At 36.1% G+C, this 24,518-nt stretch carries 19 protein-coding genes; 13 read left to right on the top strand and 6 right to left on the bottom strand.

The features are described 5' to 3' along the window. Nucleotides 1–103: 103 nt before the first annotated feature. The gene (gene kapB / locus C1H58_RS10335; RefSeq protein WP_060830187.1) at nt 104–484 is read right to left on the bottom strand and encodes a sporulation phosphorelay system protein KapB; all 381 of its coding nucleotides are present in this window, start codon (nt 482–484) and stop codon (nt 104–106) included. A gap of 72 nt (nt 485–556) precedes the next feature. On the opposite strand from kapB, the gene C1H58_RS10340 reads away from it, so the two are divergent. The 4 genes from C1H58_RS10340 (at nt 557) to C1H58_RS10355 (ending at nt 3,069) form a co-directional block, all read left to right on the top strand. Then, the gene (locus tag C1H58_RS10340) at nt 557–1,150 is read left to right on the top strand and encodes a peptidylprolyl isomerase (protein ID WP_016424614.1); all 594 of its coding nucleotides are present in this window, start codon (nt 557–559) and stop codon (nt 1,148–1,150) included. A gap of 3 nt (nt 1,151–1,153) precedes the next feature. Then, the gene (locus C1H58_RS12400) at nt 1,154–1,330 is read left to right on the top strand and encodes a hypothetical protein (protein WP_241415322.1); all 177 of its coding nucleotides are present in this window, start codon (nt 1,154–1,156) and stop codon (nt 1,328–1,330) included. A 282-nt stretch (nt 1,331–1,612) separates the two neighbouring features. Then, nucleotides 1,613–2,803: a formamidase gene (gene fmdA / locus C1H58_RS10350; RefSeq protein ID WP_165546116.1), complete on the top strand. Its 1,191-nt coding sequence runs from the start codon at nt 1,613–1,615 to the stop codon at nt 2,801–2,803. Next, on the top strand, nt 2,803–3,069 hold the full coding sequence (locus C1H58_RS10355) for an FmdB family zinc ribbon protein (RefSeq protein ID WP_165546117.1): 267 nt from the start codon (nt 2,803–2,805) through the stop codon (nt 3,067–3,069). The genes fmdA and C1H58_RS10355 overlap by 1 nt, the downstream gene beginning before the upstream one ends. Nucleotides 3,070–3,140: 71 nt before the next feature. Here C1H58_RS10355 and C1H58_RS10360 read toward each other — a convergent pair whose 3' ends face one another. Continuing rightward, nucleotides 3,141–3,341, bottom strand: coding sequence for a cold-shock protein (locus C1H58_RS10360; protein ID WP_060830184.1), 201 nt, complete (start codon nt 3,339–3,341; stop codon nt 3,141–3,143). 363 nt (nt 3,342–3,704) lie between these two features. Further along, nucleotides 3,705–4,094 (bottom strand): S1 domain-containing post-transcriptional regulator Ygs, encoded by a 390-nt coding sequence (gene ygs, locus C1H58_RS10365; protein WP_016424619.1) that lies wholly within the window; start codon nt 4,092–4,094, stop codon nt 3,705–3,707. Between the two features lie 427 nt (nt 4,095–4,521). Here ygs and pruA point away from each other — a divergent pair, with 427 nt between their 5' ends. The 3 genes from pruA to C1H58_RS10380 all read left to right on the top strand — a co-directional run bounded on the left by pruA (nt 4,522) and on the right by C1H58_RS10380 (nt 8,794). Further along, complete coding sequence (gene pruA / locus C1H58_RS10370) at nt 4,522–6,066, top strand: L-glutamate gamma-semialdehyde dehydrogenase (RefSeq protein ID WP_016424620.1); 1,545 nt, start codon at nt 4,522–4,524, stop codon at nt 6,064–6,066. A 174-nt stretch (nt 6,067–6,240) separates the two neighbouring features. Next, nucleotides 6,241–7,440 carry an ornithine--oxo-acid transaminase gene (locus tag C1H58_RS10375; protein ID WP_050331474.1) on the top strand — a complete coding sequence of 400 codons (1,200 nt, stop codon included), beginning with the start codon at nt 6,241–6,243 and terminating at the stop codon, nt 7,438–7,440. Between the two features lie 109 nt (nt 7,441–7,549). Then, the gene (locus C1H58_RS10380) at nt 7,550–8,794 is read left to right on the top strand and encodes a Glu/Leu/Phe/Val family dehydrogenase (protein WP_016424622.1); all 1,245 of its coding nucleotides are present in this window, start codon (nt 7,550–7,552) and stop codon (nt 8,792–8,794) included. Nucleotides 8,795–9,076: 282 nt separating this feature from the next. On the opposite strand, the gene C1H58_RS10385 is transcribed toward C1H58_RS10380, so the two are convergent. The 3 genes from C1H58_RS10385 to C1H58_RS10395 all read right to left on the bottom strand — a co-directional run bounded on the left by C1H58_RS10385 (nt 9,077) and on the right by C1H58_RS10395 (nt 12,935). Continuing rightward, the gene (locus C1H58_RS10385; protein ID WP_165546118.1) at nt 9,077–10,045 is read right to left on the bottom strand and encodes a glycerophosphodiester phosphodiesterase; all 969 of its coding nucleotides are present in this window, start codon (nt 10,043–10,045) and stop codon (nt 9,077–9,079) included. A gap of 309 nt (nt 10,046–10,354) precedes the next feature. Further along, nucleotides 10,355–11,740: an argininosuccinate lyase gene (gene argH, locus C1H58_RS10390; protein ID WP_165546119.1), complete on the bottom strand. Its 1,386-nt coding sequence runs from the start codon at nt 11,738–11,740 to the stop codon at nt 10,355–10,357. Further along, the gene (locus tag C1H58_RS10395; RefSeq protein WP_165546120.1) at nt 11,733–12,935 is read right to left on the bottom strand and encodes an argininosuccinate synthase; all 1,203 of its coding nucleotides are present in this window, start codon (nt 12,933–12,935) and stop codon (nt 11,733–11,735) included. Before C1H58_RS10395 ends, argH begins: the two co-directional genes overlap by 8 nt. Before the next feature lie 193 nt (nt 12,936–13,128). On the opposite strand from C1H58_RS10395, the gene C1H58_RS10400 reads away from it, so the two are divergent. The 6 genes from C1H58_RS10400 (at nt 13,129) to C1H58_RS10425 (ending at nt 24,370) form a co-directional block, all read left to right on the top strand. Further along, the gene (locus tag C1H58_RS10400) at nt 13,129–14,460 is read left to right on the top strand and encodes a glucose-6-phosphate isomerase (RefSeq protein ID WP_165546121.1); all 1,332 of its coding nucleotides are present in this window, start codon (nt 13,129–13,131) and stop codon (nt 14,458–14,460) included. Nucleotides 14,461–14,827: 367 nt separating this feature from the next. Beyond that, nucleotides 14,828–15,358, top strand: coding sequence for a signal peptidase I (lepB, locus tag C1H58_RS10405; protein WP_165546122.1), 531 nt, complete (start codon nt 14,828–14,830; stop codon nt 15,356–15,358). A gap of 3 nt (nt 15,359–15,361) precedes the next feature. Further along, a complete protein-coding gene (gene lepB, locus C1H58_RS10410; protein WP_050331469.1) occupies nt 15,362–15,943 on the top strand; it encodes a signal peptidase I in 582 nt (193 codons plus the stop codon). Nucleotides 15,944–16,275: 332 nt separating this feature from the next. Then, on the top strand, nt 16,276–19,734 hold the full coding sequence (gene addB, locus C1H58_RS10415; RefSeq protein ID WP_165546123.1) for a helicase-exonuclease AddAB subunit AddB: 3,459 nt from the start codon (nt 16,276–16,278) through the stop codon (nt 19,732–19,734). Beyond that, nucleotides 19,731–23,375, top strand: coding sequence for a helicase-exonuclease AddAB subunit AddA (addA, locus tag C1H58_RS10420; protein ID WP_165546124.1), 3,645 nt, complete (start codon nt 19,731–19,733; stop codon nt 23,373–23,375). Before addB ends, addA begins: the two co-directional genes overlap by 4 nt. An 83-nt stretch (nt 23,376–23,458) precedes the next feature. Further along, nucleotides 23,459–24,370, top strand: coding sequence for a fumarylacetoacetate hydrolase family protein (locus C1H58_RS10425; protein ID WP_050331466.1), 912 nt, complete (start codon nt 23,459–23,461; stop codon nt 24,368–24,370). Nucleotides 24,371–24,518 lie beyond the last annotated feature (148 nt).

Here is a 24,518-nt window from a genome sequence, read left to right on the forward strand (position 1 = left end):
CGATAAGAATATTATACATGATTATGAAACTTGTGAAAAACATGGCAGACCAATGGTTGGCTTGATTTTCATATCCTTTTAAATAAGAAGAAACCCGTCTATATTAAACAAAATTTATTTTATACTGACGTGAATAATCGTTCTTTAAACGTGTTAAACAATCTAAAGATGCATGCGCATAAGCGGTATCCAATTCACTGAGTTGCGTTTCCAAGTTAGTGATTGCACGTTGTAATGTTACGGTGTAGTCTTCAACCTCTCCGTCAAAAGGTTTCAATCGACTTTGAGGTGTGTATCTTTTTTCGTACAAACTTAAAGCTTTACGCTCGTGGAAAAATACACCTTCCACTTCATTCGGATGATGAAGGTCACCTTGTTTAGGATGTTTAATAACTTGTAATACTTGAACTAAACATTGGTCTGAGCCTTCTTCAACAATTTCTACAACATAAACCCCCGTTTTGTGAGCAAATCGGTAAAGCATGATAATTCCATCCTCTCTCAAATATGTTAAAATGATACGTATATATCAGTTTATCACGAATGGAGTATGAAAATGACTAACTATCCACAATTGACAAAAGAAATACAAGAAAACGAAATTAAAGTTGTAATGCATACAAACAAAGGAGATATGACATTAAAACTATTTCCAGACATTGCACCTAAAACAGTGAAAAACTTCATTGAATTAGCACAAAAAGGCTATTACGATGGTATCACTTTCCACCGTGTCATTAATGACTTTATGATTCAAGGTGGAGACCCTACTGGAACAGGTATGGGTGGCGAAAGTATTTATGGTGGACCATTTGAAGATGAGTTCTCTATGAATGCATTTAACCTTTATGGTGCATTATCAATGGCGAATGCCGGACCAGGTACAAACGGCTCTCAATTTTTCATTGTACAAATGAAAGAACTTCCAGCTCAAATGGCGAGTCAACTTGAAGATGGCGGTTGGCCAAAAGAAATTGCTGAAGCCTATAAAGAAAAAGGAGGTACACCTTGGTTGGATCAAAAACATACTGTTTTTGGACAGCTTGTTGAAGGTGAAGCGACTTTAGAAGATATCGCAAATGTAAAAGTGGGTGCACAAGACAAACCTGTTTATGATGTTGTGATTGAATCTATTGATGTTGAAGAATAATTCATGAATAGGGATCATCATGCGGTAAATAATGATTTGAATATTCGATTTTATCATAATTTAGCGGATTTAAACACTTCACAATTTGATGGCCCAACAATGGTAGACGCAGAAGTTAACGAAATGATGGTTGCAGTACATCAAATGGGCGAGGCAGAACTCGTTGCAAAAGCGTTTTGACAGATTTATTAACTTTCTTTTGTTGAAACGTTCCTGTATGATGTTTGTTTGGTGAATCGACAGCAGCAGTCAACATGAAAATAGAATGTAGTATTTCATAAAGAATAGTAAAGTCGGTAAAAATCGAAAGTGGTTTTTATCGACTTTTCTTTGTTGAGCAAATAGTGTGTATAGAATGTGATTTAATTCAATGGCTAAAATAGTGTACTTTTTAATTTTTATGGTAAAATAATCTTAAATGATGGAAGATTCTGTCATATTCAATCAATGGAGGGATTTGTCATGCCGAAAAAGCTATTTAGTATTGATTTGAGTAAGAAAATGGATCAACAAGCACAACCTGGACACAATCGTTGGCACCCAGATATTCCAGCAGCGTTTTCAGTTGAGCCAGGTGAAGCGTTTCGTATGGAATGTTTAGACTGGACAGATGGGCAAATTTCAAATAATGATGATCCTAGTGATATTAAATATGTGAATCTTAACCGTGTTCATGTTTTAAGTGGTCCCGTTTATGTAAACAATGTCGAGCCAGGTGATTTGTTAGTCGTTGATATCTTGGATGTGGGTGCCTTCCCAGAACACGAATGGGGATTTAACGGTATTTTTGACAAGACAAATGGGGGCAGTTTTTTAGTCGATCATTATCCGAATGCACAGAAATCGATTTGGGACTTCCAAGGTATTTTTGCTTCAAGCAGACACGTACCTGGTGTTGAATTTGCAGGTGTTATTCATCCTGGTTTAATTGGTGTTGCACCTTCTCACGACATGCTAGCAGAGTGGAATAAAAGAGAACGAGCACTTGTGGATACTGACCCGAGTCGAGAGTCACCGCTTGCGAATTTACCGACTGAAGATGCGGTGGTACTTGGCACTTTAAAAGGGAAGGACTTTGATCGCATTGCTAAAGAAGGGGCGCGTACAGTACCACCACGTGAAAACGGTGGGAATTGTGATATTAAAAACTTATCGAAAGGTTCGAGAATATATTTTCCAGTATACGTTAAAGGTGCAAAATTATCAGTAGGTGACTTGCATTTTTCACAAGGAGACGGTGAAATTACATTTTGTGGCGGTATCGAGATGCCTGGATGGATTGATTTAAGAGTGAATGTGATTAAAGGGGGCATGGAAAAGTATCAAATTAAGAAGAATCCAGCGTTTAACCCAAGCCCTGTGCTACCGAACTACTCGGACTATATAGTGTTTGAAGGCATTTCGGTCAATGAATTTTCAGGAAAGCAAACATATTTAGATGCTAATACAGCTTATCGCAACGCTTGCTTGAATGCGATCGAATTTTTAAAAACACGTGGCTTTACAGGTGAGCAAGCATATATGTTACTCGGGTCAGCGCCCGTGCAAGGAACTGTTGCAGGCATTGTTGACGTTCCGAATGCATGCTGTACGATAGCCATACCACGAGAAATTTTTAAACCAGGCGTCTTGCCAGAGAAGGATGAATTCTAATGCCAAATTATTCCTATACATGTACGAACTGTGGTACGTTTACGATTCGGCAACGCATTTCAGAGCAGCATGAAACTGCGCCATGTCCGTCGTGTCGGCAAATCGCAAAGCGAGAATTTGTCGTCTTTCAAACGTACAAAATAAATGCCAATGTTAAACAACGTATTGAAAAAGGTCAACAACCGCGTCTTGTCAAAAAAGAAGATTTGCCTAAAAAAATAACTCAATCACCACAAGTTACACGACCATGGATGGCAGGACATTAAAAATAATATGAAATAACAGAAAAAAGAGACGGGAAGTCACTCCCCGTCTCTTCTATATATAAAGGTTTAAATTACATTTTAACAACGTTCGCTGCTTGTGCGCCACGTTCGCCTTCAACGATATCAAAGTCAACACTTTGACCTTCTTCTAAAGTTTTGTAACCATCTCCAACGATTGCTGAGAAGTGTACAAATACGTCGTCTCCATTTTCTCTTTCAATGAAGCCGAAACCTTTTTCTGAGTTAAACCATTTTACTGTACCGTTATTCATAAAGAATACCTCCAAGTGCTTTTGCACAAATATTTGCAATAAATTGATTGATTAAAAAAGAGGATATTCTAAAAAATACACTACAATTAAATTCAAGATCTTTTATTACGTGGTATTAACTATACACGTGGTTATCAATAAAGTAAAGCTTTTATTTTTTAAAATTTAAAAATAGAGGTTAAGAAAGCAAGTATATCTAAGGAAAAGGCTTTAAAAATGGAAGTACATACACCACATAGATTTGAAGAGATGAGCACCTCTGTATAGCAACTAGTGGTATAAGCGGGGAATGGTTTTTATGAATCAAACCGGTAAAAAAATAGAAAACCGATATACAAGTCTCGCTTATACATCGGTTTTTAATTATTTTGATTCATATTGCATTCTTTTTTTTGACTGTTTCACCCAATAAGGCAAGCGTTCTTCTAAAGTCTGAAACCCATATTTCTCAGTTTCCTGAATTTCATCCAATACTGAATATTTTCCTTTTCTACGCTCATAATTTTTAAAGTAATCATTATCTTTAAGTGATAAATTTAGCTTTCCATTACTATCAATGGAAATGATTTTTGCTTTCACAATTTGACCAGGTGATAAAAGCTTTTTTAAATTATGCACATAATCATCCATAATTTCGGATATATGAATAAGTCCTTCAGTACTGTCAGGGGTCTCAACGAAAGCGCCGTAGGGTTGTATACCAGTCACACGCACTTTGACATGTTGTCCAACACGATACTGTCTTTTCAACATTCATAACCCCTTATTGAATTGATATTAACAGTTTAATCATAGCATACATTTTTCTAATATCCTAACTATTCGGTGCAAGACTGACTCTTTCTAGTCATTTCATACGCATCTCTGTCTTCAATAATAAAATATTGAACGATATTTGATGTGTGTTATGCCATATTCGTGAAGCTTTGTAAGAGGACTGGAGTTGTATATCGGATAGTTGCAAACGACGTTTCATCCACGCTATAATGCAAGTGAATGAAAGCGCTTAACATTTACTTGAAAACATCTCTCTGTTCATTGAAAGGTGTGTTTTTAAAGTGAGATTAAGTGATCGTTTTTTTATGAATGGTTTGGTTAAAGATTTTCTTTTACAAACAGATACTTCATATGTCATGATATATGTAAGGGCTTTCTAAAATAAACAAAGGAGGATTTTTGAATGATTCCATATCAACATGAACCATTTACAGATTTCACTAAAGAAGAAAATCGTGAGGCATATTTTCGAGCATTAGAAAAGGTGGAAAGTGAACTTGGTAAAGAGTATCCATTAATCATTGGAGGAGAACGTGTTTTTACAGAAGAAAAAACACGTGTTTACAACCCTTCTAATCGCGAAGAAACAATCGGTTACGTGTCTAAAGCTTCACAAGCGCATGCAGAAAAAGCATTAGAAGCAGCAAAAGAAGCGTTCAAAACTTGGAGAACTGTAGACCCTAAAGTGCGTGCAAATATTTTATTCAGAGCTGCAGAGATTACACGTAAACGTAAACACGAATTTTCTGCATTACTTTCTAAAGAGGGCGGTAAGCCTTGGAAAGAAGCGGATGCAGATACAGCAGAAGCGATTGACTTCATGGAATACTATGGTCGACAAATGCTTGAATTAAAAGATGGCAAGCATGTTCATAGTCGTCCAGGTGAATACAATCAATTTGATTATTTACCAGTGGGTGTCAGTGTCGTGATTTCGCCATGGAATTTTGCATATGCTATTATGGCGGGGACAACTTCAGCGCCAATTGTAACAGGAAATACCGTATTGCTGAAGCCTTCATCCAATACACCTATTATCTCCTATAAATTTATGGAAGTTCTTGAAGAAGCAGGTTTACCAAAAGGGGTAGTTAACTGGATTCCTGGTTCATCAAGTGAGATTGGAGATTTCTTGATTGAAAATAAAGATGTGGGCTTGATTTCATTCACAGGTTCTAAAAATGTAGGTAAAGAAATTATTCAAAAAGCAGCTGTGATACAAGAAGGACAAAATCATATTAAACGTGTAATTGCTGAAATGGGTGGTAAAGACGCCATTGTAGTTGATAACGAAGCCGACTTACAAATTGCGACAGATGCTATTGTTTATTCTGCGTTTGGCTTCTCAGGTCAAAAATGTTCAGCATGTTCTCGTGTCATTGCACATCAAGATATTTACGATGAGCTATTAGAACGTGTTAAAGAAGCAGCAGAAAAGATTAAAGTAGGTAATGCTGCAGAACCAGACACTTATGTTGGACCTGTTATCGATCAAAAATCATTAGATAAAATTAAAAAATATATCGAAATTGGTAAAGAAGAAGGACGTATCGTAACAGGCGGTAATACAGATGAAGAAAAAGGTAATTTTGTTTATCCAACGATTATTGCTGATTTAGATCCTAATTCACGTATCATGCAAGAAGAAATTTTTGGACCTGTCGTTGGTTTTACAAAAGTAAAAGATTTTGATGAGGCTATTCAAGTTGCCAATGATACAGAATATGGCTTAACAGGTGGTGTCATTTCAAATAACCGTATGAAACTAGAGCAAGCACGACGTGACTTCATGGTTGGTAACTTGTACTTTAACCGTGGTTGTACAGGTGCGGTTGTTGGCTATCAACCGTTTGGCGGCTTTAAAATGTCAGGAACAGATTCTAAAGCAGGCGGACCAGATTATTTAGTCTTACACATGCAAGGTCGTTCAGTTTCAGAACATCTCTAACATTTAATTAAATAACAATGGTATGAAATCTAAAGAGGTTCATATCAACTGTAGGGTAAATCATTAAGAAAGACGTTCAAACCTTAGATATGAAAAGGCCATGAATGACATTTATCGATTTACCCTATACTTTCATATGAAAAATTTCAGAATTGCAGAAAAGGGGGAGACGGCATGAATACAAAATCTGAAAAAATTATCGAAAAAACAAATCATTATGGTGCACACAACTATCTTCCTTTACCTATCGTGATCTCAGAAGCTGAAGGGGTTTGGGTTAAAGATCCTGAAGGTCATCGCTATATGGACATGCTAGCCGCATATTCAGCAGTGAATCAAGGACATAGACATCCTAAAATTATTCAAGCAGTAAAAGAACAAGCCGATAAAGTTACACTTGTGTCACGCGCATTTCACAGTGATAATTTAGGAGAATGGTATGAAAAAATATGCCAATTATCAGGTAAAGAAAAGGCATTACCTATGAATACCGGTGCAGAAGCAGTTGAAACCGCATTAAAAGCTGCACGACGTTGGGCTTATGAAGTCAAAGGGATTAAGCCAAATGAAGCGGAGATTATTGCGATGGAAGGGAATTTCCATGGTAGAACAATGGCGCCAGTTTCTTTATCATCAGAAAAAGAATATCAGCGCGGGTATGGCCCGCTTTTAGAAGGTTTCCAAAATGTTGAATTTGGAAATATTGCACAATTAAAAGCCGCGATCAATGAAAATACGGCAGCTGTATTAATTGAACCTATTCAAGGGGAAGCGGGTATTAATATTCCACCTGAAGGCTATTTAAAAGAAGTGAGAGCCTTATGTGATGAGCATAACGTTCTTTTTATTGCTGATGAAATTCAAGCAGGTTTAGGGCGAACTGGTAAATTGTTTGCGACAGACTGGGACAATGTTAAACCAGATATTTATATTTTAGGTAAAGCATTAGGAGGCGGTGTTTTACCAATTTCGGTTGTATTAGCTGATAGCGAAGTACTGGATGTCTTTACACCAGGCTCACACGGTTCTACTTTTGGAGGCAATCCTTTAGCTTGTGCGGCTTCAATTGCTGCGCTAGATGTAATTATTGATGAAGACTTACCAGGTCGTTCACTAGAATTGGGAGAATACTTTAAAAAGGCATTACTTGAAATCAATCATCCAGCGATTAAAGAGGTGCGAGGACGTGGTTTGTTTATAGGTATAGAACTGCATGAAAATGCACGTCCGTATTGTGAAAGACTTAAAGAAGAAGGGCTGTTATGTAAGGAAACGCATGATACAGTGATTCGATTTGCACCGCCATTAGTAATTACAAAGGAAGAATTGGACTATGCCATTGAAAAAGTGAAAAAAGTGTTTTCTGAGGGATAAAGTGACTCCTAAACATGTAGAGTGAAAAGAACTTTAAAATAAAATTGCTTGTGTTACAATACTCATGTAAACGAAAACATTATAGTAGGAAAAAGAGGCGAAATGGATCATGGCTGAAAAAAATAATTTAGTGACGTCAACGCAAGGTATCATAAAAGAAGCAATGCACAAACTGGGTTTTGATGATGGCATGTACGAATTAATTAAAGAACCTTTACGTTTTTTAACTGTCCGTATTCCAGTAAAAATGGATGACGGTACAGTAAAAACTTTTACGGGTTATCGCGCACAACATAACGATGCTGTAGGACCTACTAAAGGGGGCGTACGCTTTCATCCTGATGTAGATGAAGAGGAAGTAAAGGCATTATCAATGTGGATGACATTGAAATGTGGCATTGTAGATTTACCATATGGTGGGGGTAAAGGTGGTATTGTCTGCGACCCACGTCAAATGAGTATTCATGAGGTAGAACGACTATCACGTGGCTATGTTCGTGCGATTTCACAAATTGTTGGACCGACAAAAGATATTCCAGCGCCAGATGTATTTACAAATTCACAAATCATGGCGTGGATGATGGACGAATACAGTCAAATGGATGCCTTTAACTCTCCAGGATTTATCACTGGGAAACCTATTGTTTTAGGGGGATCTCAAGGTCGAGATCGTTCAACAGCATTAGGTGTTGTTATCGCGATTGAAGAGGCTGCAAAACGTCGTGGTAAAACAATCAAAGATTCACGTATTGTCATTCAAGGTTTTGGTAATGCAGGTAGCTTTTTAGCGAAATTCTTGTATGATCAAGGTGCTAAAATTGTAGGTATTTCTGATGCGTATGGTGCATTACACGATCCAGAAGGTTTGGACATTGATTATTTATTAGACCGTCGTGATAGCTTTGGTACGGTGACAAACTTGTTTGAAGATACAATTTCTAATAAAGAGTTGTTTGAATTAGATTGTGATATTTTAGTGCCTGCAGCAATTGCAAATCAAATCACATCTGATAACGCGGCTGATATTAAAGCTGAAATCGTTGTAGAAGCGGCAAATGGTCCAACAACACCATCTGCAACTAAAATATTGACAGATCGTGGTGTATTACTTGTACCTGATGTATTAGCGAGTGCTGGTGGCGTGACGGTTTCTTATTTTGAGTGGGTACAAAACAATACAGGTTACTACTGGACTGAAGAAGAAGTTAACGAAAAATTACGTGAAAAATTAGTGAATGCATTCGATACGATTTATAACTTATCTCAAAATCGTAAAATTGATATGCGTTTGGCAGCCTATATTGTAGGAATTAAACGTACCGCTGAAGCTGCACGTTACCGTGGTTGGGCATAAGACTAGGCGCACCAATTCATGATTTAAAACTGGACTGAAATTCGTATTAAGCATGATATTTTCAATTTCAAAAAAGTAAATAATCATGCAGCATTCATTGTGTTGTATTTGACGTCAATAAAGTTTGAAAAAAACCCTGAACATAGAGCCGCCAATCTCTAAATGTTCAGGGGTTTTTTCGGTTTCTCGTTTTTAAAAAATAAGTATAAAGTCTATAACGATGACGACAGCTTTTGTTAGAGAATCTGACTTAGCTATTTTTTGAGTGATGAAAGGCCTAACTTATGACGAAGGCTTAACTTGTTTCACGCTAGTCGATTGATTCACAGCACGATAGACATCTGGATAGTTCGTAAAGAGTCCTGTCACACCGTAATGATTTAAGCGTTGCATCGTTTGACGATCATTGACAGTGTATGGATGGATGTAAAAACCTTTTTGACGTAAAGCTTTTGTATTTTGAGGATTTAAATCTCTATAATCAGGACCAAGACCTACTGAATAACTCCGCCATGTGTGTACATGTCGTTGATAATGATGTTTCAGTTGTCCTCTATTCAATAGTTGAATCAGCGGGACATTTGGATTGAGGCGATGTATTTTTTTTAAACTGTCTGATGAAAAAGACTGTATAACAACTTTTCCATTACGTAATTGGCATTGATGGTCTAGACCATATTCATGCAATTTTTTTAGAAGTTTTTCTTCCATACCAGGATAAACGTTAGGTGACTTTGTTTCGATATAGTAATTGGCATGGTGACCATACCGTTTAAATATTTCATCTAAAGTAGGCACCTTTTGGCCGACATATTGCGGGTTTTGTAATTTAGGATGTGCTTTATTAAACCAACTGCCTGCATCTAATTTTTTTAGCGCTTTAAGTGTATACTGATTAACGTGTCCTTTACCGTTGGTTGTTCTATTGACCGTTTCATCATGCATCGCAACAAGATGACCGTCTTTTGTCATTTGTAGGTCAATCTCAAGGTAATCAGCGCCCATTTCTTTGATGCTTTTATCATAAGACGCAAAGGTATGTTCAGGTGCATAGCCACTCGCACCACGATGGCCGATATTGACATGAGGTTTGTTTAAAACATTATGTAATGATGGAGACAAAGGGGTTGCTTTCGCTTGATGAGGCGTCTCTTGTGGTGATGTGCTTGCTTCAGTAGTATAGGAAGCTAATCCTAAAAGCATTGCTGACATTAAAGTAGTAGTGACGACATACGTCGTTATTTTTTTCATAAATACCCTCCTTACGCTATGTGTATAATTCCAAGTTAAAGGAGTGGGGAAGAAAACACAATACTTTTAATTGAAAATTTAAAAAATTTAAAAATAATTAATATCATCATTATAAAATGAAAAAGTGTAAAATTTATCTTTTTATACTTTGTCTTAGACGTTCTTGCACCGTCTCAAACAAAATTGGAAGAGCTTATATAAATTAAGAATAGGTTACATAGCTTTTTTAGAAAACTGAAATGTTGACGTTACGTTTGTTACATAAAAAACCAATGAGATCGCAATAGATGAGACCTCATTGGCATATTTTTATTGCTTTTGAGTTAAACACTGATGAGCAACTTTGAGTTGATGCTTAACAGCTTCTTGGCCTGTAGAGCCATAGCTTGTTCTTCTTTTTACCGCTTCATCTGGCTGTAAGTATTGATAAATATCAGATTCAATGCTTTCGTGGTGCGATTGATAAATATCGAGTGGTACATCTAATAAATACATCTTATTTTGAATACACCACAATACAATTTTTCCAACAATCGCATGCGCATCTCTGAAAGGGATACCTTTGACAACGAGATAGTCAGCTAATTCAGTGGCATTTGAGAAGTCTTGTTTTACAGTGGTATTTAAGCGCTCCTCATTCACTGTCATAGTCGATAGCATACCTTCAAAAATACGTAACGACCCTTTTAATGTAAGCATTGCATCAAATAAACCTTCTTTATCTTCTTGCATGTCTTTATTATAAGCAAGAGGCAAGCCTTTTAATGTTACCAACATACTTACAAGGTGACCCATTGTACGTCCAACTTTACCGCGAATCAATTCAGCCATATCTGGATTTTTCTTTTGTGGCATAATGGATGACCCAGTAGAAAAAGCATCAGATAAAGTAATAAATTGAGCTTCTTCAGAAGACCAGAAAATGATTTCTTCAGCTAAACGTGATAAATGGACCATAGTTAAGTTAATGTGATGCAAAGTCTCGACAATATAGTCTCGGTCACTCACCGCATCGATGCTATTTTCATACAGAGATTTAAAGTTCAGCAGTTCTTGTGTTTCATGACGATCAATCGGATAAGTTGTACCACTTAATGCAGCAGCGCCTAAAGGTGAAATATCAATGCGTTTAAGTGCATCTTGAAAGCGTGATTGGTCTCTTTCAAGCATCCAAAAATATGTCATGATATGATGTGCGAAAGAAATAGGTTGTGCACGTTGTAAATGTGTATAACCGGGCATGATGGTATCAACATGCTTTTCAGCTAGTTCCAAAATCGTCTGTTGAAATGAGTGAATCATGTCGATGATGATTTGTACTTCTTTTTTAGTATACAAGTGCATATCGGTTGCAACTTGATCATTTCTACTACGACCTGTATGTAGTTTACCACCTGTAGCACCGATACGTTGAATTAATTCATGTTCTATATTTAAATGAATATCTTCTAATGACTCTTGAAATTCTATTTTTCCATTATGAAAGTCTAGCTGAATCGACTTTAATGCACGCACAATTTCCTGGCTTTCTTCTGTTGTAATAATTTTTTGATGAGCAAGCATTGTTGCATGTGCAATACTTCCTTGGATGTCTTCATCAATTAACGTTTGATCGAAGTGAATGGATGCATTAAACGCATCGACCCATGCTTCTGGTTTTTCTTCAAATCTACCGCCCCAGGCTTTTTCACTCATGCGCATACCCCCCGTGAAGCATTGCGTTAACTTGAGTAGGTAATCCGTAAAGTTCAATAAACCCTTCAGCTGAAGCTTGGTTGAATGCATCTTCTTTTGTATAAGTTGCAAGTTTTTCATTATATAATGTGTATTCAGATTTTCTACCATTCACAATCGCATGACCTTTGTATAATTTCACACGTACCTCACCAGTAACATATTTTTGTGTATGGTCGATAAATGATTTAAGTGCGTCAGTTAAAGGTGAGAACCACAGCCCATTATACACTTGTTCAGCAAGTTGCTTTTCAATAATAGGTTTAAAGTGTGCAACATCTTTAGTTAAAGTAATGGTTTCTAAACTTTTATGTGCATTAAGAATAACTGTCGCGCCAGGCGTTTCATATACTTCACGAGATTTAATGCCTACAAGACGGTTTTCAATATGGTCAATTCTTCCAATACCGTGCTTTCCAGCTAAATCATTTAAATGCAAGATTAAATCATCAAGAACATAACTTTTGCCGTTAACATGAGTTGGAAGCCCTTCTTTGAAAGTAATCAATATTTCTTCAGGTGTGTCTGGCGTATCTTCGAGCTCTTTTGTTAAATCATATGCATCTTTAGGAGGCGCAACGTAAGGGTCCTCTAAAACACCACATTCATTACTACGTCCCCATAAATTTTGATCAATAGAGTAAGGTGATTCTTTTCCAATTGGTACTGGAATTTGATGTTTTTTAGCATAATCAATTTCTTCTTCACGGCTCCATCCCCACTCGCGGACAGGTGCTATCACTTTTAAAGTAGGATCTAAAGCTTTAATAGCAACTTCAAAACGAACTTGATCGTTTCCTTTACCTGTACAACCATGTGCGATTGCACTCGCATCAGTTGCGTGTGCGATTTCAACTAATTTTTTTGAAATAAGAGGACGAGACAATGCAGATACAAGTGGGTACGTTTGTTCATACATTAAATTTCCTTTAATCGCATAACTTACATATTCTTCTGCAAATTCTTTTGTTGCTTCGATGATATGTGATTCAGTCGCTCCCATGTCTAAAGCTTTTTGATATACAAGGTCTAAGTCTTTGCCTTCGCCGACATCTAAACAGCATGCGACGACTTCATAGCCTTGCTCAATAAGCCATTGAACCGCGACACTCGTATCTAATCCCCCTGAATATGCTAAAACAACTTTCTTCTTCATAAACGTTCACCTCTGTGTTGAATTTAATATTTGTTAAAACCACTATAACACAAATGATTTAATATGCAAATATCTAAATAAATATACATTTAGTATTTTTTGACTTTTGTTGTCCCAGTTGTAACACAATTGAATTTGTTCACATAACTTAGTAAAATAAAACCGAGTTTAGTAAATATAGGAGGTAAAATGCATGACACATATCCAATTAGATTACCAAAAAGCTTTAAAGTTTTTTGATCAACATGAGTTAGAGCAACAACAAGATGCTGTTAAGTTAATTCACCGTACAATTCATGAAGGTACGGGTGCGGGAAGTGATTTTTTAGGTTGGGTTGACTTGCCTGTTAATTACGATAAAGAAGAATTTTCACGTATTAAAGAAGCAGCTAAACAAGTACAATCACATTCTGATGTCCTTGTAGTAATTGGTATCGGGGGTTCTTATTTAGGTGCACGTTCAGCCATCGAAATGTTGACACCAGCATTTAGAAAAGACACATCATACCCAGAAATTATCTTTGCAGGTAACCATCTTTCTTCATCATATATTCAATCGTTAATCGATTATTTAGCAGATAAAGATTTCTCAGTGAATGTCATTTCTAAATCTGGTACAACAACTGAACCAGCTGTTGCTTTCCGTATCTTCAAAAATTTATTAGAAGAAAAATATGGAAAAGAAGAAGCAGTTAAACGTATTTTTGCGACAACTGATAAAGAAAAAGGTGCGTTAAAACAATTAGCTACAAATGAAGGATACGAGTCATTTGTAGTACCTGATGATGTTGGCGGTCGTTTCTCTGTTTTAACAGCAGTAGGTTTATTACCAATTGCTGTAGCAGGCATTGATATTGATGCAATGATGGGCGGCGCAGCGAAAGCACGTGAAGAGTTATCTTCTGATGACTTGTCATCAAATATTGCATATCAATACGCTTCAATACGAAATATTTTATATGCAAAAGGTTATACAACTGAAATGTTGATTAACTATGAGCCTTCATTGCAATACTTTAATGAATGGTGGAAACAACTATTTGGTGAATCTGAAGGTAAAGACTTGAAAGGTATTTATCCTTCAAGCGCAAACTTTACAACAGACCTACATTCTTTAGGACAATATGTTCAAGAAGGACGTCGTTTCTTATTTGAAACGGTATTAAAAGTTCAAACACCAGAACACAATATTACAATTGAAGAAGATGCAGAAGACTTAGATGGCTTGAATTATCTTGCTGGTAAAACAGTGGATGAAGTTAATACAAAAGCATTCGAAGGTACACTTCTTGCACATACTGATGGTGGCGTTCCTAACTTGGTTGTTACTTTACCAAAATTAGACGCAGAAACTTATGGCTATGTGGTTTACTTCTTTGAATTAGCGGTTGCGATGAGCGGCTATCAATTGGGTGTAAATCCATTTAACCAACCAGGTGTGGAAGCATACAAACAAAATATGTTTGCACTTTTAGGTAAACCTGGTTACGAAGATAAGAAAAAAGATTTAGAAGCACGTTTATAAATAAAAATGCTTTGTTGCCGAAGTAAAGTCGGTAAATCAAGCATATGAAGAAATAGACTTTGAGCGGATGAACAACGCATATGGTGATAATTCATTTTTGATTCGTTCGTAATCTGCTTTCAATGGGGATGGGATGTTGAAATCTAATGGTAATTTAGATTTCGCACTCGTCCCTAAATTTTTGGGTCAATAATGAAGGTGTATCGATTTTAAAGAGATGACTTCAGACTTGAGTAGGATGACAGTGTTCGATTTTAAAGATATCATTGTAAAACTATTTTGCGTATGTAAAAATGTACGTAAATATGCTTTTTTATGATAAGATAAACTTTGTTGCAGTGAATGATGTACGATAGGATGTGCGAAATTGAAGTTTCTAATTAGAACTGTTTTTGCTGGTCTACTGGCATGGGGTATTTTAGCGTTGTTAATATTATTTGTCGCAATTCCTTATCAAGTTAAAACGCATGCTATGCAACCCACACTTCATCCTAATGATCGACTGATTGTTAACAAAATTGCTACGAGATTTAATGATATCAAGCATGCTGATATCGTTGTCTATAAAAATAAAAATCAATATCATATAGGTAGAGTGATTGGTAAACCTGGACAATCTGTTGTGTATCACAACGGCCAATTACAACTGGATAATACGCCCATTGCTGAGCCTTATCTTCGTCATCATTATCAAGCATCGTGGTCTTTAAGGTCACTACCGCATGCGGAAAGTGATATTATTCCTCCCTATACTTACTTGATTCTTAATGATGACCGCGGTCAACAAAATGACTCTAGAAAGATAGGGTTGATTAACAAGTCCGACATTGAAGGGAAAGTATTTATGCGTTATTATCCTTTTGATAATATTACGATTAATTTGAAACAAGAGGTGTAAACTTTGAAAAAAGAAACAGTTGAATGGTTGATTTCTATAGGTTTAGCTTTATTGATTGTAGGTTTATTATATGCATTTGTCATTAAACCATATAATGTTAAAGGGGACTCCATGGACCCTACATTAAAAGATGGCGAACGTGTTATCGTTAATAAAATTGGTAAAACATTCGGTCATTTAGAAGACGGCAATGTTATTGTTTTCCATGCTGACGAGAAAAGTGATTATGTCAAAAGAATTATTGGTAAGCCAGGAGATCATGTCGTATATAAAGATGATCAACTTTATTTAAATGGTAAAAAAGTAAAAGAGCCCTATTTAGACTATAATTTAAAACATAAAACATATGACCAAATTACAGGATCATTTGATTCTAAAGACTTACCAGGTAGTGATGGTCAAAAAGAGATACCTAAAGGGAAATATTTAGTTCTGGGTGATAACCGCGAAGTCAGCAAAGATAGCCGTGCGTTTGGTTTAATTGATGAAGATCAAATTGTAGGGAAAGTTGCCATTAGATTTTGGCCATTTAGTGAATTTAAAATTAACTTTAATCCCGATCACACAGACACACAAAATGGATAAAGCATAAATTATTTAAAAAGTAGGATGGCAAAAGTCATTCTGCTTTTTTTATTGAATCATAGCCAGCACAGTTGAAAGAATTGAGAAAATGACCTATATTCGCTTATTCAAAATTTGAGACAATGTTAAAAGGACAAACTATTTTGCGCGTTGGATTTAATAGAGATGGAGTAGAAGATAATGCTATAATGAGTCGTATACTCAACGATCAAGGTCTAGGCCTTGAGATTTTAAAGCGTACAAGTGAACGATTAGTTCGAACCTATTTTACAGAAGTAAAAATGAATGTTTGAACGTGTAATTAGTCAGACACGGATAAGAGGGGGGATTCGATGTTTAGAACATTCATCGGACGTGCAGGTACAGGGAAAAGTACTGAAATGTTAAATGAAATCAAACAGAAAATGAAAGAGCAACCATTAGGGCACCCTATTATCATCATTGCACCTATGCAAGGGACCTATTTATATGAGCAGTCATTAGTCAGCGATACTGAACTTATGGGAAGTATCCGAACAGAAGTGTTGCATTTTGAGAGATTGAGTCATCGTGTATTTCAAGAATTGGGGGGTGTACATGAGAAAAAATTATCTTCTATTGCCATAGAAATGATGATTTATGATATTTTGCAAGCGTATCAACAACAACTGAAATTATACCGTTCTCAAGTTAAATACTTAGGTTTTAGTACGAAAGTACGAGAGCAAATTCAAGATTTCGAAAAATATGCAGTCACGCCAGAAATTGTTATGGAAATGGCTCAAGACCAACAATTGGAGCCACGTACGCGTGATAAACTTCACGACATCGGTCTTATTTTTAATCAACTGAAAGCGCGGATGTCATCGGAATATATTTCGAGTGAAGCTTTAATGACACGATTTGTTGATCTCATTCCGAATTCAAATTGGCTAAAAGAAGCGGAAATATATATCGATGGATTTCACAACTTTTCCACACAAGAATATCAAGTGATTAAAGCACTTGTTCGACATACACGCGCTGTTACAGTTTTACTGACGACGAATGGTGATGAAGACAGGTTTAGTATGTTCCGTAAACCCTCTGAATCACTGCAACATTTAGAAGAAATTGCGCAGGACACACATCAACCCCTACAACGCCAATTTTTCAATCAGCCGATGCGATTTAAAACGGACATGTTAAAAACACTCGAATCACAATTTGATGCGCTTCAACCGTTAGAACATCCATTCGCAGATGGCAGCGTCGAAATACGAGAAGCAGCAACGACGCGCGATGAGGTGAATGACATTGCGCGTACAATCATAAGAGATGTAAGAGAAAAACAGTATCGCTATAAAGATATAGCGATACTGTATCGTGATCCGTCTTACGTTTATTTGATGGAATCGATATTGCCTCAATTCGATATACCTTTTAATATCGATGTGAAAAAATCAATGACGCACCATCCTATTATGGAAATGTTACGTGCATTAGCAGAAGTCATTCAAACAGAGTGGCAGTTTGAGCCGTTAATGCGCTTGTTAAAAACGAATATTCTGACTGAATCCATTCCGCGTAGTCGATATTTAATTGATATTCTAGAAAATTTTGCGATTGAAAGAGGCATTTATGGCAAACGTTGGATTGATCCAAAATATTTTGAGCTAGAGCAATTTCGTAAAATGGGGCTTCGTAGACATGACAAAATGACACATGAAGAAGCTGAAACGTTTCAACGTGTAATCGATTTAAAAAACAATGTCTTTAATAAACTTTTGAAGTTTCAAGAAAAGTTATCACAAGGGAAAAATGCGAGAGAATTTGCGACTTATTTTTATGAAACCTTAGAAGACTTTGAAGTACCTAACCAACTCATGACGCAACGTGATAGGTTAGATCAGCAAGATAAACATGAATCTGCAGAAGAAATTGATCAAATTTGGAACGGCTTTATTCGTGTTCTTGATGATATTGTGACAGTCTTTGATACACGTGAGATGACTTTGAATCGATTTTTAGAAGTTTTAGACGTTGGGCTGAATGAACTTGAATTTTCTATGATTCCACAGACGATTGACCAAGTGACTATTGGTTCAATGGACCTTGCTAAAGTGGATAATAAAAAGCATGTTTATTTAATTGGGATGAACGATGGTATTATGCCTCAACCCATCAATGGGACCAGTTTAATTTCTGATGAAGAGAAAAAAGATTTCGAATTATATGCTGGGATTCAGTTGAGCCCTACAGCAGATATCTTGCAAATGGACGAAGCATTTGTATGCTACCATGCAATGACGCGTGCATGTGAGCAAGTCACTTTTTCTTATAGTTTGATGGATACAGGTGGAGGAGACCGAGAAAAAAGCCCATTTTTAAGTGATATCTTTGCGATGTTTCCTCATTTAGAAACAACACCATTATCAAAAGTTCATGAGAGAGAAGCGTTAACTTTAGTTGAACACCCGCATCAGACAAAAGTTCATTTATTTGAAGCGCTGAAAACGTGGTTGGATGATGGTCTCGTGTCAGATATATGGTTTACGGTTTACCATGTGATGTCAAATTATGAACAATTAAATGAAGGACTTAGTCATTTAAAAACAGCGTTAAGCTACAATAACGATACGGTTCAACTAGATGCACAATTAACTTCACAATTGTATGGTCAATCTATCCATGCTAGTGTTTCGCGTTTTGAAGGTTATCAAAGTTGTCCTTTCAAGCATTATGCTTCACATGGATTAAGGCTAAATGAGCGATCAAAATATCAATTGCAAAGTTTTGATTTAGGTACGATTTTTCATGATGTTTTGCGATATATTGCAGAAAAGGTAGAAGGCCATTTCAATCAGTTGACGCAAAGTCAGATTGCACGTTTAACACAAGAAGCTTTAGATGAATTGCTTCCATTAGTGCAATTTAATTTATTGAATTCAACGTCGTACTATCGTTATTTATCGCAACGCATTGGCACAATCATACAAGCGACCTTGATGGCTATGAAACATCAGACCGAGCATTCTCAATTCAGACCGATTGCATTTGAAAAGTCATTTCGTAAAACGCCAAAAAATAGCAATGAACTTCAAGCTGAGACGTTGAAAACAAAACAAGGTGTACCTATTTATATCAGAGGTCAGATTGATCGTATTGATACTTTTCATAAAAATAATAAAAGCTTTATCAATATTATTGACTATAAATCATCAAAAACAGCTGCTTCTTTGGACTTGGTAAAAGTATATTATGGCTTACAAATGCAAATGATGACTTATATGGATATTGCACTTCAAAATAAAGAGCGCTTAGGCTTAATAGATGAAGTAAAACCGGGTGGCTTTTTATATATGTTTGTGCACAAATTCAAAGATGAAAAACGTGCCTGGAATAATGTAAATGATGATCAAATAGAAGCTGAATTCTTAAAATCTTATCAACTCCAAGGGTTATTAAATCAAGATGCAGATGTAATTGCTGCCTATGATAAAAGACTGACGAACAGTTTCAAATCAGATATTGTACCTTTAGGTATGAAAAAGGATGGTCAATTATATGCGACGAGCCGAGTTACGGATGAGGACACCATTTATAAATTGATTCATCATAATAAACGTAATTTTATAGATATTGCGAGTCGCATTATGGATGGTCATAATGAAGTCGCACCTATGCAATATCAAAAGAAACTACCATGTTCTTTTTGTCAGTATCAATCTGTCTGCCATGTGGATAGTATGATTGATAGCCCTAAATACCGACGTGTCGATGAAAAAATTGACCCCCTTGAAATACTAGCAGCAGAGGAGGATGAATCATGATTCCTAAAAAGCCAAATGATGTGCAATGGACAGATGCACAGTGGGAAAGTATCTATGCTAAAGGTCAAGATGTACTCGTTGCTGCTGCAGCGGGTTCCGGTAAAACCGCGGTACTGGTAGAACGTATTATTCAAAGGATTTTACGGGATCATATTGATGTGGATCGCCTCCTTGTTGTTACGTTTACGAATCTTAGTGCGCGAGAGATGAAACAACGTGTAGAAGCACGCATTCAGCAAGCTGCGATAGAGGATCCGACCAATCAGCATTTGAAGAATCAACGTGCTAAAATACATCAAGCTCAAATTTCAACGTTACACAGTTTTTGCTTGAAACTGATTCAACAACATTATGATGAATTGGAAATTGACCCAAATTTTCGAACAGCCAGTGAAGTAGAAAACGTTTTGCTACTAGAGGAAGTGATTGATCAAGTTTTCGAAACGCATTATACGCGGTTGGACCCTACATTTGTCACATTAGCAGAACATATTTCGACAGATCGAGATGACGCTGCATTAAGACAAATGGTTAAAAATCTCTATTATTTTAGTATTGCGAATCCAGATCCAATGGATTGGTTAGACCGTCTGGAACGGCCATATCTTGAAGCGCATTTACAACAACATTATTTAGATATTTTAAATAAGTATATCTTGCTTTATTTAGAAGCGGCTCAAAATGCAATTGAAGAAGCCTACCAACAACTTGAAATGATTGGTGATTACCCAAAACACACTGATTTTATTGATCAGCATCGCCAATTTATTCGTCAAATACGTTTAGATGATCAGCTAAATAAGAAGTTGATTTTTGAATATCAGTTCGGGCGTATGCCAACTAAGCCTAAAGCAGTTCGAGAAGATGAATCTTTAAATGAAGCGTATGATATTTTTAAAAGTAACTATGATCAATTTAAAGACTATTTGAGCCAAGTCCAAACTTTATTTGTAGGCCGTGAAGATGACACATTATTAAAAGAATTGAAGGATTTAGCACCGCGTGTTAAATATTTATCTGTACTGACACAAGATGTGATTCATGCTTTTCGTGAGGCGAAAAAGGCGCGTAATATTTTGGATTTCTCTGATTATGAACATTATGCTTTAGAAATTTTGCTTAATGAAGATGGCACGCCATCTGAAATCACTGAAATTTATCGACAACGTTTTGATGAAATCTTGGTGGATGAATATCAAGATACCAACCGTGTCCAAGAAAAAATTATTGCGAGTATTAAGCGTGGCAATGAATCAAATGGTAATTTGTTTATGGTCGGTGATGTAAAACAATCCATTTATAAATTTAGACAGGCCGATCCAAGTCTTTTTATCGAAAAGTATCAAAGATTCAATCAGCAGGATCAATCAAGTGGTTGGCGTATCGATTTATCTCAAAACTTCCGCTCACGTTCAGAAGTCTTAGCAACGACAAATTATCTTTTTGAACATATGATGGACACGGAAGTAGGAGAGATAGAATACGATACAGCTGCTAAATTGTATTACGGTGCACCATATGATGAAGTCGATATGCCAGTACAGTTCAATATTTTTATGGTAGATGAAAATATTGAACACACCGCGAGCGAACAAGAAGCGTATGGGATTGCTGAACAAGTTGAAGCAATACTTAAAACTAAAAAAGTTTATGACATGAAAACAGGTTCATATCGACCTGCGCAGTATAAAGACATTGTGATATTAGAAAGAAGTTATAGCAATGCACGTAATATTCAGCAAGTGTTTAAAGATAAAGATATACCTTTATTTGTTAATAGTAAGCAAGGATATTTTGAACAAACTGAAATTCGACTGATGTTATCCTTCTTGAGAACAATCGATAATCCTTTGCAAGATATTTATTTAGTCGGTTTAATGCGTTCGGTCATATACCAGTTCACAGAGGATGAGCTTGCGAAAATTAGAGTCGTGGCACCGAAAGAAGACTACTTTTATCAGTCCATTCAACAGTATTTACAATACGAAGATGCAGAACCTATGCTTGTAGGTAAATTAGAGCGTTTTTTAAGTGATTTAGAAGCGTATCAATCATTTAGTTTGAGTCACCCAGTTTATCAATTGATTGATAAATTATACAATGACCATTACATCATTCAGTATTTCAGTGGTTTGATTGGTGGCAAAGGAAGACGTGCCAATTTACATGGCTTGTTTAATAAAGCGGTAGAATTCGAAAATTCAAGCTTTCGAGGTTTGTTCCAATTTATTCGCTTCATTGATCAAATGATTGAGCGAGGTAAAGACTTCGGGGAAGAAAATGTCATCGGCCCAAACGACAATGTCGTGCGCATGATGACAATCCATAGCAGTAAAGGGCTCGAATTCCCATTTGTAATTTATTCTGGTTTGACACGAGAATTTAATACGAATGATTTAGGTAAACCTGTTGTATTGAATCAACATGAAGGGTTAGGTTTGCAATATTATGATGAGTCTAAAGGACTTTTTTATCCATCTTTGATATCTATGAGCATTGATTTAATCAATAAAAAAGAGCTAATCTCGGAAGAAATGCGGTTAATCTATGTCGCGTTAACACGTGCTAAAGAGCAATTGTTTTTAATTGGAACAGCCAAGCAAGAAAAGCATTTGCAACAGTTGGCGACTTCTCCGATTACAAATGGTAAATTAACCGCTATTGATCGTTTTAATGCGAAAAATCCATTTTCTCTCATCTACAGTGTGTTGAGTAAATATCAAAATAAGGCTTTACTAAAACATCAAAGATTTGAGTCTGACAATGAAACTTTAGATGCTTCTATTGAACCTAAAGTGATACAGCAACACATTTTAGCAGAGGAAATACTTCCTGTTGATGCGGAATCAGCTCAACAATTTGATCATTCGTTAGAAGCATTAGAAACAAAACTAGCCCAAGAACCATCTAATGAAGCAATACAACTGCAAATAGAGCAACAACTTTTATTTTCTTATCCTTATCAAGAAGCGATATTAAAAGCATCGAAGCAGTCGGTTTCAGAATTAAAACGACAATTAGAAACTGAACAGGCAGATACGAATTATGAAAGGGTTAGACAATACCGATTGGGTGTTGCAACTTATGAGCGTCCTCAGTTTTTACAAGAGGAAAAACAAACGGCAGCAGAATTTGGGACTTTGATGCATACAGTTATGCAACACCTTCCGTTTAAAAAAGAAGGTTTGTCAGAAGTGGATTTAAATCATTATCTTGACAGCCTTGTTGAGCAATCCATTATCGACCATGAATCGCGACGTTTGGTCAAAACAAATGATATTCAAACCTTTATTAATAGTAAGCTGTATCGCCGTATTGCAGAGAGTGATGAAGTTTATACTGAAATTCCATTCGTTGTGAATCAAGCACGTGTTGAATCAAAAGCAAATCAAGAGGAGCCTTCAATCATTCAAGGTATGATTGACCTTGTTTTTAAAGAAAGCGGACAATACTATTTTGTTGATTATAAAACAGATGCATTAATGAAGAGAAAAGGGATGTCAGACGAAGCATTCGGAGAGAGTTTAAAAAATAAGTATCGTGTACAGATGACTTATTATCAACGTGCATTAGAGACATTATTAAAAAGTCCAGTGTCGGGCTCTCTGTATTTCTTTCAATATGGTGAATTAAAGATTTAACTTGATTAACCTTTAAAAATTTGTGATTTGTCTAAATTTTTCGTTATAATATCACTAAGATATACGTTAGGAGCTGATGATGAATGAAATTCTTATCATTCAAACATAAAGATGAAACTTCATACGGAGTGAAAGTAAAAAGAGAAGAAGCAGCATGGGATTTAAAGAAAGTATTCGCTGATTTTGCGGAAGGTGACTTTCACCCAAAAACACTACTTGAAGGTTTACAACAAAACCAAACATTAGACTTTCAAGAACAAGTGCGTAAAGCAGTTGTTGCTGCAGAAGATAGTGGTAAAGGTGAAGAATATAAAGTACAGTTTGAAGATATTGAATTTTTACCTCCAGTCACACCGACTAATAATGTGATCGCATTTGGTCGTAATTATAAAGCACATGCAGAAGAGTTAGATCATGAAGTCGATCGTTTATATGTATTTACGAAAGCAGCTTCTTCATTAACTGGTGATGAAAGTACGATCCCTCATCATAAAGATATTACTGATGCATTAGATTATGAAGGTGAGTTAGGTGTCGTTATCGGTAAATCAGGTGAAAAAATCCCTAAAGGTTTAGCTTTAGATTATGTTTATGGCTATACAATTATTAATGATATTACAGATCGTACAGCGCAAAAAGCACATGATCAAGCCTTCTTGTCAAAAAGTTTAACAGGTGGCTGCCCAATGGGTCCTTATATTGTTACAAAAGATGAGATGCCTACACCTGAGAATGTGAACATCGTTACGAAAGTCAATAACGAGATTCGTCAAGATGGCAACACTTCTCAAATGATTCTTAAAATTGATGAATTAATTGAAGAGATTTCTAAATATGTAGCGCTTCACCCTGGAGATATCATTGCGACAGGTACGCCTTCAGGTGTTGGTGCGGGGATGAATCCACCGAAATTTTTACAACCAGGTGATGAAGTGAAAGTTACAATCGATAATATCGGTACATTAACTAATTTCATTGCTAAACAAGAAGATTAAAAATCTAATAGCGTTTATGCAGCGTTGAAACTGTAAAATAACGTTAAAAATTATGGTTATATATTTTTAACGGTTGGTGAAATATTCACTGACCGTTATTTTAATTTTTGATATTAAAAAAGCACAAATATCTCTATAATTGTAAGTG

Source organism: Staphylococcus sp. 191, assembly GCF_011174885.1.
GTDB lineage: Bacteria > Bacillota > Bacilli > Staphylococcales > Staphylococcaceae > Staphylococcus > Staphylococcus coagulans.